The following is a 16,674-nucleotide window of genomic DNA, read 5'->3' on the forward strand; positions in this document are numbered from 1 at the left end:
AAAAAAGATGGATTGAAGATAAAAATTAGATAATGTATCTAATTTTCAAATCCAGAAGGAGGATATTTCATGAAGTACGATGCATTGGGAATGATTGAAACAAAAGGACTGGTAGGATCGATCGAAGCGGCGGACGCCATGGTAAAGGCGGCGAATGTCACCTTAATCGGCAAGGAACACGTAGGCGGCGGTCTCGTTACCGTTATGGTGAGAGGCGATGTCGGAGCTGTAAAGGCTGCGACGGATGCAGGAGCGGCAGCAGCACAGCGCGTAGGCGAGCTGGTATCCGTTCATGTAATCCCACGTCCTCATGCAGAAGTGGAGTGCATACTTCCGGTCTGCAGAAAACCGGAATAGGAGGAGGTCGCGCAGGTGAGATATTACGGAGAAGAGGCACTGGGCCTGGTGGAGACCATCGGCCTGACACCCGCGCTGGAAGCGGCGGATAAGATGTTAAAGGCAGCGGACGTGGAACTCATATCCTACGAAAACGTAGGTTCCACCCTTGTGACCATCATGGTCAAGGGAGATGTGGCAGCGGTACGGTCCTCTGTGGAGGCCGGAGCGGCGGCAGCGGCGGCCATCGGAAAGCTGACGGCTAAGAATGTAATGGCGAGACCGATTCAGGGAGTAGGCGATATTGTATCCGTACACGATGTTGATGCGTAAGAACAGATAAACGGCAGGAAGGAAAAATTTTATGGAAAGATATGAAGCCATTGGTTCCATTGAAACATTTGGCCTGGTATTCGTTCTGGAAGCCGCGGATGCGATGTGCAAGGCGGCCGATGTGGAACTGATTGGATATGAGAATGTGGCTTCCGGATACATTTCCGTGCTGGTGCGCGGTGATGTGGGAGCATGTAAGACGGCGGTAGATGCCGGAGTAAAGGCAGTGGAAGCTATGGGAGCCGAGGTTTACAGCTCTGTCGTAATCCCGAGGCCTCATCCTGATCTGGAGAAGATCATCACACGTTACTCCTTAAAGAATCTTCTTCCGGCGGAGTAAGGAAAGGAAGCGTAGGCAATGCGTTTTGTTGATAAAGACTTGCTTTCTGTCCAGGAAGCCAGAATCCTGATGGAAAATGCCGGAGAGGCGAGAAAAGTGCTGGCTGGTTTTGAACAGGAAAGGCTGGACCGCATTGTGGTACATATGGCGCAGGCGGCGGCAAAACACGCCAGGGAGCTGGCGGTCATGTCCTGCGAGGAGACGGAATACGGAAACTGGCAGGATAAATACAGGAAAAACCGGTATATCTGCGAATACCTGCCCGAGAAGCTTAAGACCATGCGTTTTGTGGGAATCATCTCGGAGGACCGGGAAGAGAAAATGATGAAGGTCGGCGTACCGTTAGGAATTATCGCAGCGCTGACACCGTCTGCCAATCCGGTATCCACGGCCATCTATCAGGCGCTCATCGCGGTGAAATCAGGCAATGCCATCGTCTTCGCTCCCCATGAGCGGGCCGCGAAGACCACAGGCAGAGCGCTGGATATTCTGATGGAAGCGGCTGCTGAGGCGGGACTTCCGGATGGCGCGCTCTCCTGCTTAGGCACCGTGACGCGTCAGGGAACGGAAGAGCTGATCGGCCATCCGGCCGTATCGCTGGTGATCGGCACCGGCGTTCCGGAGATGACAGAGGCCGCGAAGGCCGCGGGAAAACCGTTCATCTATGGAGGAACCGTAGGTTCCCCCGCGTTTATCGAGAGGACGGCGGACATACCGAGGGCGGTAAAGGCCATCGTGGCCAGCCGGAATTTTGATTACGGAATCGTGCCGGCGGCGGAACAGTATATCGTTGCAGACAGCTGCATCGCCGGTGAGGCGAAACGGGAATTTGAGAGAAACGGCGCCTACTTCATGTCGCGGGACGAGGAAAAACAGCTGATCGGGCTGCTTTGTCCCGAAAATGGCAGTCAGGACCCTGAGCTGGTGGGTAAACCGGCGCGGGAGCTGGCCAGGAGGGCGGGATTCTCCGTTCCGGATACGGTAAAGGTACTGGTCTCCGAACAGAAGTATATTTCAGACAGAAATCCATACGCCAGGGCGCTGCTGTGTCCGGTTCTGGTGTATTACATAGAAAATGACTGGGTTCACGCCTGTGAGAAATGCATCGAACTGCTGGCAAATGAAAGCCATGGACACACACTTGTGATTCATTCGAAGGATGAAGAGGTCATTCGCCAGTTCGCACTGAAGAAACCGGTCGCCAGGATGCTGGTGAACACCCCGGCTGTATTCGGAAGTATGGGCGTGACGACGAATCTGTTTCCGGCCATGACGCTTGGAAGCATTACCGCCGGGGTCGGAATCACCTCGGACAGCGTTTCCCCCATGAACCTGATTTACGTCAGAAATGTGGGATACGGAGTACGGGAGATCGAAGACCGGATGGTTGAAGACGCAGAGCAGAGGACCGGCCGCGCCGATGCCGCGGTTTTAAACACAACCCGACAGACGGCGGTCCCGGAAGGCAGGGATGACAGCCTGGATGACGAGCTGGAGCGGGCCATGAAGAAGCTCCTGGAGTGGATGGCCGAAGAAGAATAAGCAGGAAAGAGGGGTAATACAAATTGGATATTCGTGAGTTTACAGATAAATTTGCAGATGCGACCAGAAACATGTCGCCGGAACAGCGGGAGGCGCTGGTGAAGATGCTGGAATCCGTTTCCGGCGATCTGCCAAAGGGCGCTCCGGAGAAAACGGGAGTATGCAGCGGCGAGGGCACAGAGATTCCCGATGGGATCACCCAGCGTCTTCAGCTTCTGAAGGATAACTATTTAAAGCAGGTTCCTTCCATCACGACTTACCGTGCAAGAGCCATTACAAAGATCGCGAAAGAGAATCCGGGCATGCCGAAGATTCTTCTGCGTGCAAAATGCTTCCGTTACTGCTGTGAGACGGCGCCACTGGTGATTCAGGACCACGAGCTGATCGTCGGAGCACCATGCGGAGCACCGAGAGCCGGAGCATTTTCACCGGATATCGCCTGGAGATGGATGGAGGACGAGATCGACACCATCGGGACGCGTGCCCAGGATCCATTCTACATTTCCGACGAAGACAAGAAGATCATGAGAGAGGAGCTGTTCCCGTTCTGGAAGGGCAAATCTGTCGATGAGTACTGCGAAGACCAGTACCGGGAAGCCGGCGTATGGGAGCTCTCAGGCGAGTCCTTCGTATCAGACTGTTCTTACCACGCGTTAAACGGCGGCGGAGATTCCAACCCCGGATACGACGTAATCCTGATGAAAAAAGGAATGCTGGATATCCAGAGAGAAGCGAAAGAGCATTTGGAGCATCTGGATTATGAGAACCCGGACGATATCGAAAAGATCTATTTCTATAAATCCATCATCGATACCACCGAGGGCGTTATGATTTACGCAAAGCGTCTGTCTGATTACGCGGCGGAGCTGGCGGCAAAGGAGACGAATCCGAAGAGGAAAGCAGAGCTCTTAAAGATTTCCGAGGTCAACGCCCGTGTACCGGCCCATAAGCCGGAAACCTTCTGGGAAGCAGTCCAGGCGGTATGGACCATCGAGTCCCTGCTGGTCGTGGAAGAGAACCAGACCGGTATGTCCATCGGACGTGTGGACCAGTATATGTATCCGTACTATAAGGGCGATATCGAATCCGGACGGTTAAATGATTTCCAGGCCTTCGAGCTTGCCGGCTGTATGCTGATTAAGATGTCGGAGATGATGTGGATCACCAGCGAGGGCGGTTCCAAGTTCTTCGCCGGTTACCAGCCATTCGTCAATATGTGTGTGGGCGGCGTGACGAGAGACGGCCGTGACGCAACCAATGAACTGACGTATCTGCTGATGGATGCTGTCCGCCACGTGAAGATTTACCAGCCTTCCCTGGCCTGCCGTATCCACAACAAGTCTCCTAAGAAATATATGAAAAAGATCGTGGACGTGATCCGTTCCGGCATGGGCTTCCCGGCCTGCCACTTCGACGACGCCCACATTAAGATGATGCTGGCAAAGGGCGTAAGCATCGAGGACGCCAGAGACTACTGTCTGATGGGCTGCGTGGAGCCGCAGAAATCAGGCCGTCTCTACCAGTGGACCTCCACCGCCTATACTCAGTGGCCGGTCTGCATTGAGCTGGTGTTAAACCATGGCGTTCCGCTCTGGTACGGCAAGCAGGTCTGCCCGGATATGGGGGATTTGAGCCGGTTCAAGACTTTTGAGGAATTTGACGCGGCTGTAAAGGAAGAGATCAAATACGTGACAAAATGGACGGACGTGGCCACGGTTATTTCCCAGAGGGTCCACAGAGACCTTGCTCCTAAGCCTCTTATGTCCATCATGTACGAGGGCTGTATGGAAAAGGGAAAAGACGTTTCCTCCGGCGGCGCGATGTACAATTACGGACCTGGCGTAATCTGGTCCGGCCTTGCAACCTACGCCGATTCCATGGCAGCGATCAGGAAACTGGTATTCGATGATAAGAAATATACATTAGAGCAGTTAAATGAGGCGTTAAAGGCTGATTTCGTTGGTTACGACCAGATCAAGGCCGACTGCCTGGGCGCACCGAAGTACGGCAACGACGATGATTATGCGGATAATATCGCGGCTGATTTAGTTGATTTCACAGAGAAGGAGCACAAAAAATATAAGACTCTGTACTCCAACTTAAGCCACGGTACCCTGTCCATTTCCAACAATACTCCGTTCGGACAGATGACAGGCGCTTCCGCTAACGGCCGCGGCGCTTGGCTGCCGTTATCCGATGGCATCAGCCCAACCCAGGGAGCCGACTACAAGGGACCGACTGCGATCATCAAGTCCGTGTCCAAGATGGCTAATGACAGCATGAATATCGGCCTGGTACATAACTTTAAGATCATGGCGGGACTCTTAGACACTCCGGAAGGAGAGGAGAGCCTGATCACCCTGCTTCGGACCGCCAGTATCTTCGGAAACGGCGAGATGCAGTTTAACTATCTGGATAACAACACGCTCTTAGAAGCGCAGAAGCACCCGGAGAAATACCGCGACTTAATCGTCCGTGTAGCCGGATACAGCGCCTTCTTCGTAGAACTTTGCAAGGATGTTCAGGATGAGATTATCAGCAGAACCATGCTGACCCATTTATAAAGAACCGTAAATTGGAGATGAATAACGATGAATCAGACACATGCAGGTTCCATTGAGCGCAAGGCACTGATATTCAATGTTCAGAAATATAACATGTACGACGGACCGGGCATCCGCACCATTGTGTTTTTCAAGGGCTGTCCGCTGCGCTGCAAATGGTGTTCCAATCCGGAGGGAATGGACCGGAGCTTTCAGGTCATGTTTAAGAAACGTTCCTGCGTGGACTGCGGGGCATGTGTAAATGCCTGCCCTGCGGGGATTCACGTGATCTCCCCGGAGACTGGAAAACACGAAATCCGAAGAGACAGAGACTGCACCGGATGCAGAAAATGCATGGAGGTGTGTCCCCAGGAAGCGCTGACGATCTCAGGTGAATGTAAGACCATCTCGGAGCTGTTAAAGATTATTTCCGAGGATGAGGCCTTCTACGAACAGTCGGGAGGGGGCGTGACACTGGGCGGCGGAGAAGTGACCGCGCAGCCGGAGGCAGCCTTAAACCTTCTGATGGCCTGTAAGCAGGAAGGCTATAACACGGCGATCGAGACGTGCGGCTTCACGAAAACGGAAACTATTTTAAAAATCGCGGAGTATGTGGACTTATTTCTGTTCGATATCAAGCATATGGACCCGGAACGCCACAACGAGCTGGTCGGTGTAAACAATGAGCTGATCCTGGAAAATTTAAAGGAACTTCTTCACCGCCGTTACAACGTCAAGGTGAGAATGCCCATGCTAAAGGGGATCAACGACAGCAGGGAAGAGATCGACCGGGTAATCCAGTTTTTGATGCCGTTTCGTGATTATAAGAATTTCAAGGGAATTGATCTGCTCCCATACCACAAGATGGGGGTAAATAAATACAATCAGCTGGACCGGCCCTATCCCATCGACGGAGATCCCAGCTTAAGCGACGAGGACTTATCGAGGATCGAGGGCTGGCTGAAGGAGTATCAGTTCCCTGTCACTGTGGTAAGACATTAGCCGGGCCGGTACATAGCAGGAAAGGAGAGCCATGGCGGAAAAGGAACTTACCAGTGTAAGCCGGGTGATCGAGGAATCCGTACCCGGCAAACAGGTTACGATCGCCCATGTAATCGCATCACCGGTGCCGGAGGTGTACGAGTGCCTTGGAATCGACGCGGCGGGAGCCATCGGTATCCTGACGCTCTCCCCGTTTGAGACGGCCATCATCGCGGCGGATATTGCGGCTAAGGCGGCCGATGTGGAGGTTGGATTTTTAGACCGCTTCACGGGATCGGTGGTCATAGCCGGAGATGTCCAGAGCGTGGAGACGGCTCTTGCCTCCGTCTGCAGGACGCTGGAGACCGTGCTTGGCTTTGCCGTGACACCGGTGACGAGAACATGAGAACAAAGAGAATTATGGTAATAGGGGCTGGCGGGAGCGGAAAAACGACTCTGGCCCATGCACTGAATGGGGATCACTCTCCGGTAAAGCGGACGCCCTGTCTGGTCTACGGAGCACGGACGATCGATGCTCCCGCCGCCTACTTAGAATCTCCCTGGATGGTACAGCACCTGATCGCGGAGGCCCAGAATGCGTCTCATGTTCTGATGCTGGTGGATCAGACAAAGACGAGGGAGGTATATTCCCCCGGTTTTGCCCTGGCCTTCCGTGCTCCGGTCATCGGAGTCATAACGAAGGAAGGAAAGAGCCGGGAGCAGCTGGCCCGGTGTGAAAAGGAGCTTATAAAGGCCGGGGTTCAGCCTCCGTTTTACCGGGTGGTATTTCCTTCCGGGGAGGGGCTACGTGAACTGGAAAAACGGCTGAGCAATGACTAAAATTCAGGAGAAAGGAGGCGGAAATAAAATGGAACAGTTTATTATGAAAACAAAAGTGTATCTCGGGGAAGCTTCTCTGGAAACTCTTCGGGATATGGGGATAAAAAAGGCGTTCGTGATCTGCGATCCGTTTATGAAGAGTTCTCATAAAGTGGATATGGTGACGGATCTGCTGGAGGAAGCGGGAGCGGAATTTTCTGTTTTTGCTGAGGTTGTACCGGATCCCACCATTGCGGTGGTGACTAAGGCCATCGAGCAGATGCTGGTATGCAGGCCGGACGCCGTGATTGCGCTGGGCGGCGGCTCAGCCATCGATACGGCAAAGGCGGCAGGCCTGCTTTATTCCGGCATGAGCCAGTCGGAGCGTCCGGAACTGATCGCAATTCCGACCACGAGCGGAACGGGAAGCGAGGTTACCTCCTTTGCTGTGATCTCGGACCCGGAAAAACAGGCGAAATATCCCCTGGTGGACGATTCCATGGTGCCGGATACGGCGCTGTTGGACCCGCGTTTTACCGTTTCGGTACCACCCCATATTACGGCGGATACCGGCATGGATGTGCTGACACATGCGCTGGAAGCGTACGTTTCCACCGACGCCGGTGACTTTACGGATGCCTGTGCGGAGAAGGCGATCCGGCTGGTATGGCGCTACTTAAAAACTGCGGTGGAAGACGGAAGCAGCATGGAAGCCAGGGAGAAGATGCATAATGCGTCGTGCCTGGCCGGCGTGGCATTTAACGGGGCATCCCTGGGAATCTGTCACAGCCTGGCTCACGCGCTTGGCGGAAGATTTCATATTCCGCATGGAAGAAGCAATGCGATGCTGCTCTGCCATGTGATCGCTTACAACGCGGGACTGGATACTCCGGGTGAGACGGCGGCCCTGAAGCGGTACGTGGAAGTGGCCAATATGCTGGGAATCTCGGCAGGAACCGACAAGGCGACCGTACACGGACTGATCCGTCAGATCAGGATTCTGATGAACCAGATCCATATTCCCCAGTATATAACGGAATGCGGTGTGGACAGGGAGGAATTCCTGGAGGCCGCAGACGGTATGGCACAGCTTGCTTTGGATGACAACTGCACGGTGACGAATCCCAGGAAGCCGTCGAAAGAAGAGCTGGAGAACCTATACCGGTGTCTGTGCAAAGGGGGATATTGATGAAATACATAACCGAAGCGGATTTGAGAAATTTATACCGCACCACCCCTTTTACAACGTATGAAACGGAACCGGGGACACGGCTGACGCCGGGAGCGAGGCAGTTCCTGGGGGACCGCGGAATCAGGGTTCCGGATGAGATACCTTCCGCAAAGCGGTTCGGGGACAGTGGAACCGGAGGAAAGAAGCCGCTGTACTTCTGGAGACAGGAGGAAAATAAGGCGGGGCATGATACGGACCGTATTGGTGCAGATGCAGAAGAAAACGCAGCAGCGACGGACAGCCTGGAAGGTGAGGAGCGATGTCCGGAGGATTTGAATATCACTCCGGAAAAAATGGCGCTCTTAAACCGCCTGAAATCGGCGCAGGCCTTATTTTTGGAAACGGGGCTTCAGTTTAAGGAGCACGACGTGCTTCTGGCCCAGCGAATCTTCGTCATGGAGCGCTGCCTTGCGGGGCTGGCCGCAGAGGAGGAAATGTGCCTGCTGCCGTGCCAGGCGTGTACTGGAATCTGCCCGGATAATTTTTCCGAGGATATGGAGGACTGCTTCGAGATTACCTCCTTCCACGTCCAGTCAGACCGGGGAATGGACTTAATCCGGCTTCACCGGCTGCGCTGCCTTCTGCGGGAGCTGGGCCTTTCTGTGGAGCAGGAGCTGGGAGCAGGCAAAAGCCGGGAGCTTCATCAGGTGATTAATGGTTTATCCCAGTTAATATGCCAGTTATTTGGAGGAAATACATGTCAAAAGAAGGAATAACATTTGAGGAATGCGACAGCCTGGTAAAGGAGTTTGAGCGAGTCGTTAAAAACCCGGTAACAAACGGTTCTTCCGTCTATTACACCGGAGTGGATTTGGGAACGGCCTGTGTCGTAGTGGCGGTTCTGGATGAAAACTTTAAGCCTGCTGCCGGCGCTTACCGGTATGCCGACGTGGTGCGGGACGGTATGGTAGTGGATTATATCGGTGCCATCCGGATCGTCCGGGAGATGAAGGAGGAACTGGAGGAAAAGCTGGGCTGTGAGCTTTTATATGCGGCCGCCGCCATTCCTCCCGGGACCGACGAGCTGGATTCGGGAGCCATTAAAAATGTGGTTCAGGGCGCGGGCTTTGAGATCACGGCTCTTCTCGATGAGCCAACCGCAGCCAACGCCGTGTTAAAGATTAAGAACGGCGCGGTCGTGGATATCGGAGGCGGAACCACTGGAATCTCCATCTTAAAAGACGGAAAGGTGGTTTATGTGGCGGATGAGGCTACCGGCGGAACGCATTTTTCACTCGTTATTTCCGGGGCGTATGGGCTTCCCTTCGGGGAGGCGGAACGCTATAAGCGGGACCCCTCACACCATAAGGAGCTGCTGCCGGTCTTAAAGCCGGTGGTGGAAAAGATATCTTCTATCATCAACCGCCATTTAGAAGGCCATCAGGTGGAAGGCATCTACCTGGTGGGCGGAACCTGCTGCCTGGCAGGGATTGAGGATATTATTGAAAAGAGGACGGGAATTCCGACGTATAAACCGGATAATCCCATGTTTGTAACCCCACTGGGGATTGCACGAAGCTGTACCCAGGAAGCCAGTGAATGAGATGAGGTAATGTGACATGGAAATCAGAATCATAAAATCACCGGCGCACGGCACCCTCGATATCCTGTTAAGAAGAAAGGGATCGGGAGCATCGACACCCATCGAGTCGGTGGATGCGGTCGGGCTGGTTCAGGGCCGGATGATTGAGATGGTGTGCGCCGCCGATGTGGCGGAAAAGGCTGTCGGCGTCACCGTGGAAGACATTCGGGGCAACTGTCCTCAGAATATGGTGCTGCTGGCTATTTTCGGGGATACCGCCTCCGTGGAAGCGGCCCTTGAGGAAATTAAGCGGAAAGAGAAAGAGGGGACACCGGAATGGTAACTGCAAAGCTGATCGGCAATGTCTGGGCGACCAGAAAAGCGGAATCCTTAAACGGATTTAAGTTTATGATGGCGGAGATCATCAGCGGGACGAGGACGGGGGAACGAATGATCGTGGTGGACACAATCAGCGCCGGAATCGGTGACCGGGTGATCGTCACGACCGGTTCTTCCGCGCGCCGCATGCTGGGTGACGACGGGATTCCGGTGGACGCCGTGGTAGTAGGAATTATTGATGAAGATTGTGAATTTATATAGAAGAAACCGGTGCAGCGCTGCACCAGTGCCGCCCGGCACTTGTGTTTCCAAATGGATAGATTCGCAGAGAAGAAGGGATGTGGTTTCATGAAAAAGTTAGTTTGCGCCAGGGATATTGAAGAGTGCAGCAAACAGGGAAAGACCGAGTACTGCGTGGACGGCGATACAATTATCACACCTTCCGCAAAGGACGCGGCCGAGGCGTGCGGGATCCGGTTTACGGATCGTATAAGCCAGCCGGAAGCGGTGTGTGCCAATGCGTTTGCGGGAATGGATAAGATGGATGCGGCCGGACTCTGCCAGCTGTTAAAGACCATACTGGAGCAGGGGGGTTTACAGGCGCCGTCTAAGCCTTATGAAGAGGAGCGCCATGGAAATGGCTTAAAGGTAGTTCGGGGCAGAACGGTGAAAATGGATGTGTTTGACACCGGAAACCCGGATGCGACGGCGTATTTCCAGGAACTGGTAAGCAAGGATGAATCCCATATCAGCGCCGGGTTTCTGATTATTGAAAACTCGAAATTTGACTGGGAACTGACCTATGAAGAGATCGATTACGTCATCGAAGGCACACTGACGATCACCATCGACGGAAAGACGTATACCGCTCACGCCGGAGACGTGCTGTTCGTACCATCGAATTCCAAAGTCGTATGGGGATCTCCAGACAGGGCGAGAGTGTTCTATGCCACTTATCCGGCCAACTGGGCAGATTTGCTGTAAGGAGGTAAGCCATGAAGGCACTTGGACTGATAGAGACAAAGGGCACTCTGGCGGCGGTGGAAGCCGCAGATGCCATGGTAAAAGCCGCGGATGTCACACTGGTTGAGAAAACACGAGTCGGCGGCGGCCTGGTGACCATCACGGTGACCGGTGATGTGGCCGCGGTACAGGCGGCTGTGGACGCCGGTGTGGCAGCAGTGGAACGGATCGCGGCCTCCAGCCTGGCGGCAAAACTGGTCATTCCACGGCCTCATGAGGAACTGGAAATCCTGTTTACACCGAAGGGGCCTGGCGGGAAGACGGACGCGGAAGAGTTAGTAGCTGAAGAGCCGAAAACTATAAAAGCTGCCATAAATTCAAACGCTGAAGAATCAGAAATGAATCAGCCAGAAGCGATTCAGCCAGAAACAAAAGCGAAAGAATCCCCCCACCCTGCCCTCCCGGAGAAGCTGGACCGGCAGACCTTAGATTCCATCATTGAAAAATACGGCATTGCCGAAGGTATGGCGATGGCGGACGGACTGAAAGTAACAGCGTTAAGGACACTGGCCCGCGAATACGGAGAATTGAAGATTTCCGGCAGGGAAGTGTCCAAAGCCAATAAACAACTGCTGCTGGAGGAATTAAAGAGCTATTACGAAGCTCGAAATGATTGACGCGGTTTTTCGCGGGAACAAAATAATAGAAAAGGAGATCCTGACAATGGAAAACTTTGATTTTGATTTACGTTCCATCCAGGAAGCCAGAGATTTAGCCAGAAAAGGAGAAATCGCGGCGAAAAAGATGGCTACCTACTCCCAGGAGCAGATAGAGGTTATATTACAGAATATGGTAAGAGCAGCAGAGGAACACGCGGTCTGCCTGGGTAAAATGGCAGCAGAGGAAACCGGGTTCGGTAAGGCGGAGGATAAAGCCTATAAGAATCACGCAGCGTCCACTCTGTTATATGAAGAGATAAAAGATATGAAGACCGTGGGAATCATCGACGAGGACCCGGTAAAACATACGATGGATGTGGCGGCGCCTGTCGGCCTGGTTATGGGAATCGTTCCATCTACCAACCCGACTTCCACCACAATCTTTAAATCCATTATTGCGGTGAAATCAGGAAATGCCATCGTCTTTTCCCCCCATCCATCTGCGGCGAAATGTACACTGAAAGCAGCAGAACTGATGCGGGATGCAGCGGTGGAGGCGGGGGCGCCGGAGGACATTATCGGCTGTGTCACCATGCCGACCATGGGAGCCACCAATGAACTGATGAAATGCAAAGAGGTAAACTTAATTATCGCTACCGGAGGCCCCGGCATGGTGAAAGCAGCGTACAGCGCCGGAAAACCGGCTCTGGGCGTAGGCGCGGGCAACTCCCCGGCATACATAGAGCGGACCGCCGATATCAAACAGGCCGTAAGCAACATCATGGCCAGCAAGACCTTCGATTACGGAACGATCTGCGCTTCCGAGCAGTCGATCGTTGTGGAAGAATGCAATAAGGACGCGGTTGTCGCAGAGTTAAAGAGACAGGGAGCCTATTTTATGACTCCAGAGGAGACCGAGAAGGTGTGTGCCCTGCTTTTCAAGAGCGGAAGCCATAACATGAATGCCAAATTCGTAGGAAGAAGCCCGCAGGTCATTGCGGAAGCGGCGAAGATAACCATTCCGGCAGGAACGAGAGTTCTGATCGGAGAGCAGGGCGGCGTTGGTGAGGGATACCCGTTATCCTATGAAAAACTGACAACCGTGCTTGCCTTCTATACGGTAAGGGACTGGCAGGAAGCCTGTGAACTCAGCATCCGCCTGCTGCAGAACGGTATCGGCCACACCATGAGCATCCACACGGAAGACAGGGAGATGGTGAGAAGATTTGCGGCGAAGCCGGCTTCCCGTATTCTGGTCAACACCGGAGGAAGCATGGGCGGTACCGGAATCAGCACGGGATTGGCAACCTCCTTTACCTTAGGCTGCGGAACGTGCGGCGGAAGCTCTGTTTCTGAAAATGTAAGCCCGAAGCATTTAATTAATATTAAAAAAGTTGCGTTCGGTGTGAAAAATTGTGCTACACTGGTGCAGGAAGATAAATCATTCCGTCATCCGGAACTGGCTTCACAGTCCTGCTGTCAGGGAACCTGCGGTACGGCTTCCAGCCCGGCTGATTTCGTTGCCTCCTTTGAGGAAAAACACTCTGCCTCCGGTACGGCGAAGGCTGACACTGCGGTTTCCGCAGACTGCGGCAGTGATAAGCTGGCGGCACTCGTAAGAGAACTGGTTATCGCCATGAAGAACCAGTAAAGCGGCAGAAGGAGGAAACCCATGGATCAGTATGAGGCAATGATCAAGCTTCTTTTGGAAGCAGTAAAAAATGAGGACGGCACAGCGGCGGATAACGCTTCCGCGAACACCCCGGCAAATGCGGTGCCGGTCGGCGTATCCAACCGGCACGTACATTTATCCCAGGCCGATTTAGATACCCTGTTCGGCCGCGGGTACGAATTGACGAAGACGAAAGACTTATCCCAGCCGGGCCAGTTTGCGTGCAAAGAGACCGTAACGGTCTGCGGACCGAAGGGGGCCATTGAAAAGGTTAGAATTCTGGGACCTGTAAGGAGCCGGACACAGGTGGAGATTCTCGCCGGTGACTGCTTTAAACTGGGCGCCAAGGCGGAACCGAGGCTGTCCGGTGATCTGGACGGTACGCCGGGAATCACTCTTGTGGGACCGAAGGGATCCGTACAGACGAAAGAAGGTCTGATGGTGGCGCAGCGCCATATCCATATGCATCCGGATGATGCGGCCAGGTTTGGCGTTCATGACGGCCAGTCTGTTTCTATTGAGACAGATGGATTACGCGGAGGCGTTTACCGCAATGTGTTAATCCGTGTAACGCCGGAATCCGCACTGGAGTGTCATGTGGATACAGAGGAAGCCAACGCCATGGGAATCGGTTGTTCCGCGGCTGTCACTCTGGTAAAGTAAAAAGTCTGTTTATAAAAAGTATAGCATTTAAAATTAAAATAAAATTCAGGAGGATTTCACAATGAAATACGATGCATTAGGAATGATTGAGACAAAAGGTTTAGTTGGATCTATCGAGGCAGCAGATGCCATGGTTAAGGCTGCAAATGTTACATTAATCGGCAAGGAATTCGTAGGCGGCGGTCTCGTTACCGTCATGGTAAGAGGCGATGTCGGTGCAGTAAAGGCAGCGACTGACGCCGGCGCGGCAGCAGCTCAGAGAGTAGGCGAGCTTGTATCCGTTCATGTGATTCCGCGTCCTCACGCAGAGGTGGAGACCATTCTTCCGGCAGCTGCAAGAGAAGAGTAATCAGTCAGGGAGTGCTCTCGTTTCGGAGAGTGCTCCTTAACCAATAAGGAGGGCTTATAAGAATGAATGAAGGTGCAGGCGCAGCAGCTGTTGCTGCGAAGAAAAAATTATCTGCCCAGTTTTTTAAGAAGGGTGTATTTGTTGCAATCATGTCCGGTATCTGTTACGGGCTGTATTCCGCGTTTATGACACTGGGAATGACAAAGGGGATATGGGCGGACTGGTATGGTCCTAATACGGCGGCTTTGTCTGCTTTTGTCATTACGTATCTGCTAGGCTCACTGGGAAGTGCGATCAACGATACGTGCAGTGCGGTATGGGCTCTGCTGATTGCCGGAGCAAAGGGAAAGCTGGGCGACTTTTTCCGCTGTTTAAAGACGAAACCAGGCTGGATCATGATCGCTGCCGCTCTGGTGGGCGGCCCCATCTCCAGTGCGGCCTATGTGGTTGGACTTCAGATGGCTGGTTCCATCGTTATTCCGATTTCGGCTCTCTGCCCTGCAATCGGTGCAATCTTAGGAAGAGTGCTCTACAAGCAGGAACTGAATAAGCGCATGGTTGCCGGTATCGGTATCTGCGTTCTTTCCAGCTTTATGATCGGAAGCACCAGCCTGGGCGGCGATGCTCCGGAAGGTCGTCTCCTGGGAATCTGTATCGCGTTTATCGCGGCTCTGGGCTGGGGGATAGAAGGATGCGTAGCCGGTTATGGTACGACCCTGATCGACTATGAGATCGGTATTACCATTCGCCAGTGTACCTCCGGACTTTCCAACCTGTTTATTCTGGTTCCGATTTTTGGCATTATTGCCGGCAACATCGGCATTGCTCCTCATTTAACGGTTCAGGCATTTACCAGCGGTCCGGCCATGATCTTTTTCGTGATAAGCGGATTCTTCGCCCTGTTTGCATACAGTCTGTGGTATAAAGGAAACAGCATGTGCGGCGCGGCTCTCGGTATGGCGTGTAACGGAGCGTTTTCCTTCTGGGGACCGTTCTTCTGCTGGATTATCCTCGGTGTCATCTGCGGGATCGACGGCTGGTCACTTCCGCCAATCGTCTGGGCAGCAGCGATTCTGATGATATTCGGTATCCTTATGATCGCCATGAATCCGCTGGATTTATTTAAGAAAAAGGAGGACTAGGCAGATGAAACCACTGAGTTACGCGATTATCAAACACTTTACGGAGGTCCCCGAGGCCTGTGCGGAAGATGTAATCGACGCCTTAAAGGGAGATTACGGTAAGTTCAGGGGATTGACCCTTAAGTCTGTGATCGAGACCCTGATGACGGACGAGGCCAACGGTCTCCTGGAGGAATCCAGATTTGAACTGGATGAAGTCGGAAATTTAAGGATTTACTACCGGGCGAATGAGGAGCAGAAAGCGACCATCAACCGGTATATCAAAGACTGACGGCGGGATACGGTATAACCGCTGAACAGCCATCGATTGGAGGCGGGCCTGGCCCTTCCAGTCGATGGCTGTTTTGTGTAGTAGGAAGGTGCTCCGCACCCTTTACTCTTCAGTGTATGGACTTTACTACAGTGTATGGAATTCACTACAACGGAAGAAACTGCGCTTTCCGCTGGCGGAACACCGTATAATACGAGAACCCGCATTCCTTCAGCAGTTCTCTTGTCCGCTCGAAATCAGCCCCTAAATCTTCAGGTATATGGGCGTCCGAGCCAATCGTCAGGATTTCTCCGCCTAGCTCCCGGTAGCGTTTCAGCACATCTGCTGCCGGGTTGGGCTGGCTGATGCCCTTCCGCAGTCCGGCCGTGTTGCATTCAATCCCCTTGCCGTGTTCGATGACAGCCTTAAGAATCCTGTCGAGGATGTCCCTGTACGCCTCATAGCTGTAGAAGGCGGCCTTGTTGGGACCGTATCGGACGATGTAGTCGATGTGGCCCGCCACGTCGTAATCGTCCAAATGGCTGACATTATCCAGCGTAGTCTCAAAATACTGGAGGTAGGCATTGGCCTCCCCCCTCTCCTCGAAAAACTCCGGGTAGGCGGGATCTTTTCTGTCTATGAAATGGGTGGAACCGATGACGAAATCAAAGGGATATCTGCGGGTCAGTTCCTTAAAATACTCCTTTAAATGGACCTGCAGTCCCAGTTCAATGCCGATCCTCACATCGATCCGGTCTTTATATTCTTCCTGAAGCCTGGTGAGAGAACTCATGTAGGGGTCCAAATCCAGGTTGAAGTCGATGATGGATTCCACGTCATAGTCGTGGTGGTCCGTGATGCACAGCGAATCCATTCCCAGTTGTATGGCACGCTCGATCTGCGCCCTGGGGGGCGTCGTGGAATCGCCGGAAAAATCCGTGTGCAGATGGTAATCTGGCAGCATGACTGTCTCCTCTCTCTCTGAATGAA

Annotated in this window: 21 protein-coding genes; 20 read left to right on the top strand and 1 reads right to left on the bottom strand. The window is 53.2% G+C overall.

Features of this window, described 5'->3' with window-relative positions; all coding sequences use genetic code 11:
- Window positions 1–69: 69 nt before the first annotated feature.
- The 20 genes from eutM (DFR60_RS17295) (at window position 70) to DFR60_RS17390 (ending at window position 15,705) form a co-directional block, all read left to right on the top strand.
- Window positions 70–357 carry an ethanolamine utilization microcompartment protein EutM gene (gene eutM, locus DFR60_RS17295; RefSeq protein WP_002602420.1) on the top strand — a complete coding sequence of 96 codons (288 nt, stop codon included), beginning with the start codon at window positions 70–72 and terminating at the stop codon, window positions 355–357.
- A gap of 15 nt (window positions 358–372) precedes the next feature.
- Window positions 373–669, top strand: coding sequence for a BMC domain-containing protein (locus DFR60_RS17300; RefSeq protein ID WP_002602421.1), 297 nt, complete (start codon window positions 373–375; stop codon window positions 667–669).
- A gap of 31 nt (window positions 670–700) precedes the next feature.
- Window positions 701–1,009: a BMC domain-containing protein gene (locus tag DFR60_RS17305; protein ID WP_002602422.1), complete on the top strand. Its 309-nt coding sequence runs from the start codon at window positions 701–703 to the stop codon at window positions 1,007–1,009.
- An 18-nt stretch (window positions 1,010–1,027) separates the two neighbouring features.
- Window positions 1,028–2,551: an aldehyde dehydrogenase family protein gene (locus tag DFR60_RS17310; protein ID WP_110324025.1), complete on the top strand. Its 1,524-nt coding sequence runs from the start codon at window positions 1,028–1,030 to the stop codon at window positions 2,549–2,551.
- Window positions 2,552–2,574: 23 nt separating this feature from the next.
- A complete protein-coding gene (gene cutC, locus DFR60_RS17315) occupies window positions 2,575–5,115 on the top strand; it encodes a choline trimethylamine-lyase (protein ID WP_110324026.1) in 2,541 nt (846 codons plus the stop codon).
- A gap of 27 nt (window positions 5,116–5,142) precedes the next feature.
- Window positions 5,143–6,096 (top strand): choline TMA-lyase-activating enzyme, encoded by a 954-nt coding sequence (gene cutD / locus DFR60_RS17320; RefSeq protein ID WP_110324027.1) that lies wholly within the window; start codon window positions 5,143–5,145, stop codon window positions 6,094–6,096.
- Between the two features lie 31 nt (window positions 6,097–6,127).
- Complete coding sequence (locus DFR60_RS17325) at window positions 6,128–6,481, top strand: BMC domain-containing protein (protein WP_110324028.1); 354 nt, start codon at window positions 6,128–6,130, stop codon at window positions 6,479–6,481.
- Window positions 6,478–6,915, top strand: coding sequence for a EutP/PduV family microcompartment system protein (locus DFR60_RS17330; protein ID WP_110324029.1), 438 nt, complete (start codon window positions 6,478–6,480; stop codon window positions 6,913–6,915). Before DFR60_RS17325 ends, DFR60_RS17330 begins: the two co-directional genes overlap by 4 nt.
- 28 nt (window positions 6,916–6,943) lie before the next feature.
- Window positions 6,944–8,083, top strand: coding sequence for a 1-propanol dehydrogenase PduQ (locus DFR60_RS17335; protein WP_110324143.1), 1,140 nt, complete (start codon window positions 6,944–6,946; stop codon window positions 8,081–8,083).
- Window positions 8,083–8,841 carry a hypothetical protein gene (locus tag DFR60_RS17340; protein WP_110324030.1) on the top strand — a complete coding sequence of 253 codons (759 nt, stop codon included), beginning with the start codon at window positions 8,083–8,085 and terminating at the stop codon, window positions 8,839–8,841. Before DFR60_RS17335 ends, DFR60_RS17340 begins: the two co-directional genes overlap by 1 nt.
- Window positions 8,823–9,668 (top strand): ethanolamine utilization protein EutJ, encoded by an 846-nt coding sequence (gene eutJ, locus DFR60_RS17345; RefSeq protein ID WP_002602430.1) that lies wholly within the window; start codon window positions 8,823–8,825, stop codon window positions 9,666–9,668. The genes DFR60_RS17340 and eutJ overlap by 19 nt, the downstream gene beginning before the upstream one ends.
- Before the next feature lie 16 nt (window positions 9,669–9,684).
- Window positions 9,685–9,990, top strand: a complete 306-nt coding sequence (locus DFR60_RS17350; RefSeq protein ID WP_002602431.1) for a BMC domain-containing protein — start codon at window positions 9,685–9,687, stop codon at window positions 9,988–9,990.
- Window positions 9,984–10,247: a EutN/CcmL family microcompartment protein gene (locus tag DFR60_RS17355; RefSeq protein ID WP_002602432.1), complete on the top strand. Its 264-nt coding sequence runs from the start codon at window positions 9,984–9,986 to the stop codon at window positions 10,245–10,247. Before DFR60_RS17350 ends, DFR60_RS17355 begins: the two co-directional genes overlap by 7 nt.
- A gap of 87 nt (window positions 10,248–10,334) precedes the next feature.
- The gene (locus DFR60_RS17360; protein WP_110324031.1) at window positions 10,335–10,970 is read left to right on the top strand and encodes a cupin domain-containing protein; all 636 of its coding nucleotides are present in this window, start codon (window positions 10,335–10,337) and stop codon (window positions 10,968–10,970) included.
- Window positions 10,971–10,981: 11 nt separating this feature from the next.
- Complete coding sequence (locus DFR60_RS17365; protein WP_110324032.1) at window positions 10,982–11,626, top strand: BMC domain-containing protein; 645 nt, start codon at window positions 10,982–10,984, stop codon at window positions 11,624–11,626.
- Between the two features lie 46 nt (window positions 11,627–11,672).
- Window positions 11,673–13,259 (top strand): acetaldehyde dehydrogenase (acetylating), encoded by a 1,587-nt coding sequence (locus DFR60_RS17370; protein WP_110324144.1) that lies wholly within the window; start codon window positions 11,673–11,675, stop codon window positions 13,257–13,259.
- A gap of 21 nt (window positions 13,260–13,280) precedes the next feature.
- Window positions 13,281–13,943 (top strand): phosphate propanoyltransferase, encoded by a 663-nt coding sequence (locus DFR60_RS17375; protein WP_110324033.1) that lies wholly within the window; start codon window positions 13,281–13,283, stop codon window positions 13,941–13,943.
- Window positions 13,944–14,004: 61 nt separating this feature from the next.
- Window positions 14,005–14,292, top strand: coding sequence for an ethanolamine utilization microcompartment protein EutM (gene eutM / locus DFR60_RS17380; RefSeq protein ID WP_002602437.1), 288 nt, complete (start codon window positions 14,005–14,007; stop codon window positions 14,290–14,292).
- Window positions 14,293–14,354: 62 nt separating this feature from the next.
- Entirely contained in the window at window positions 14,355–15,434 is a 1,080-nt protein-coding gene (locus tag DFR60_RS17385) for a hypothetical protein (RefSeq protein ID WP_002602438.1), read from the top strand.
- 4 nt (window positions 15,435–15,438) lie between these two features.
- The gene (locus DFR60_RS17390) at window positions 15,439–15,705 is read left to right on the top strand and encodes a hypothetical protein (protein ID WP_002602439.1); all 267 of its coding nucleotides are present in this window, start codon (window positions 15,439–15,441) and stop codon (window positions 15,703–15,705) included.
- Window positions 15,706–15,850: 145 nt separating this feature from the next.
- On the opposite strand, the gene DFR60_RS17395 is transcribed toward DFR60_RS17390, so the two are convergent.
- Window positions 15,851–16,648, bottom strand: a complete 798-nt coding sequence (locus tag DFR60_RS17395) for a histidinol-phosphatase HisJ family protein (protein ID WP_002602440.1) — start codon at window positions 16,646–16,648, stop codon at window positions 15,851–15,853.
- Window positions 16,649–16,674: the final 26 nt, after the last annotated feature.

This window comes from Hungatella effluvii, assembly GCF_003201875.1.
In the GTDB taxonomy this organism is placed as follows: domain Bacteria; phylum Bacillota; class Clostridia; order Lachnospirales; family Lachnospiraceae; genus Hungatella; species Hungatella effluvii.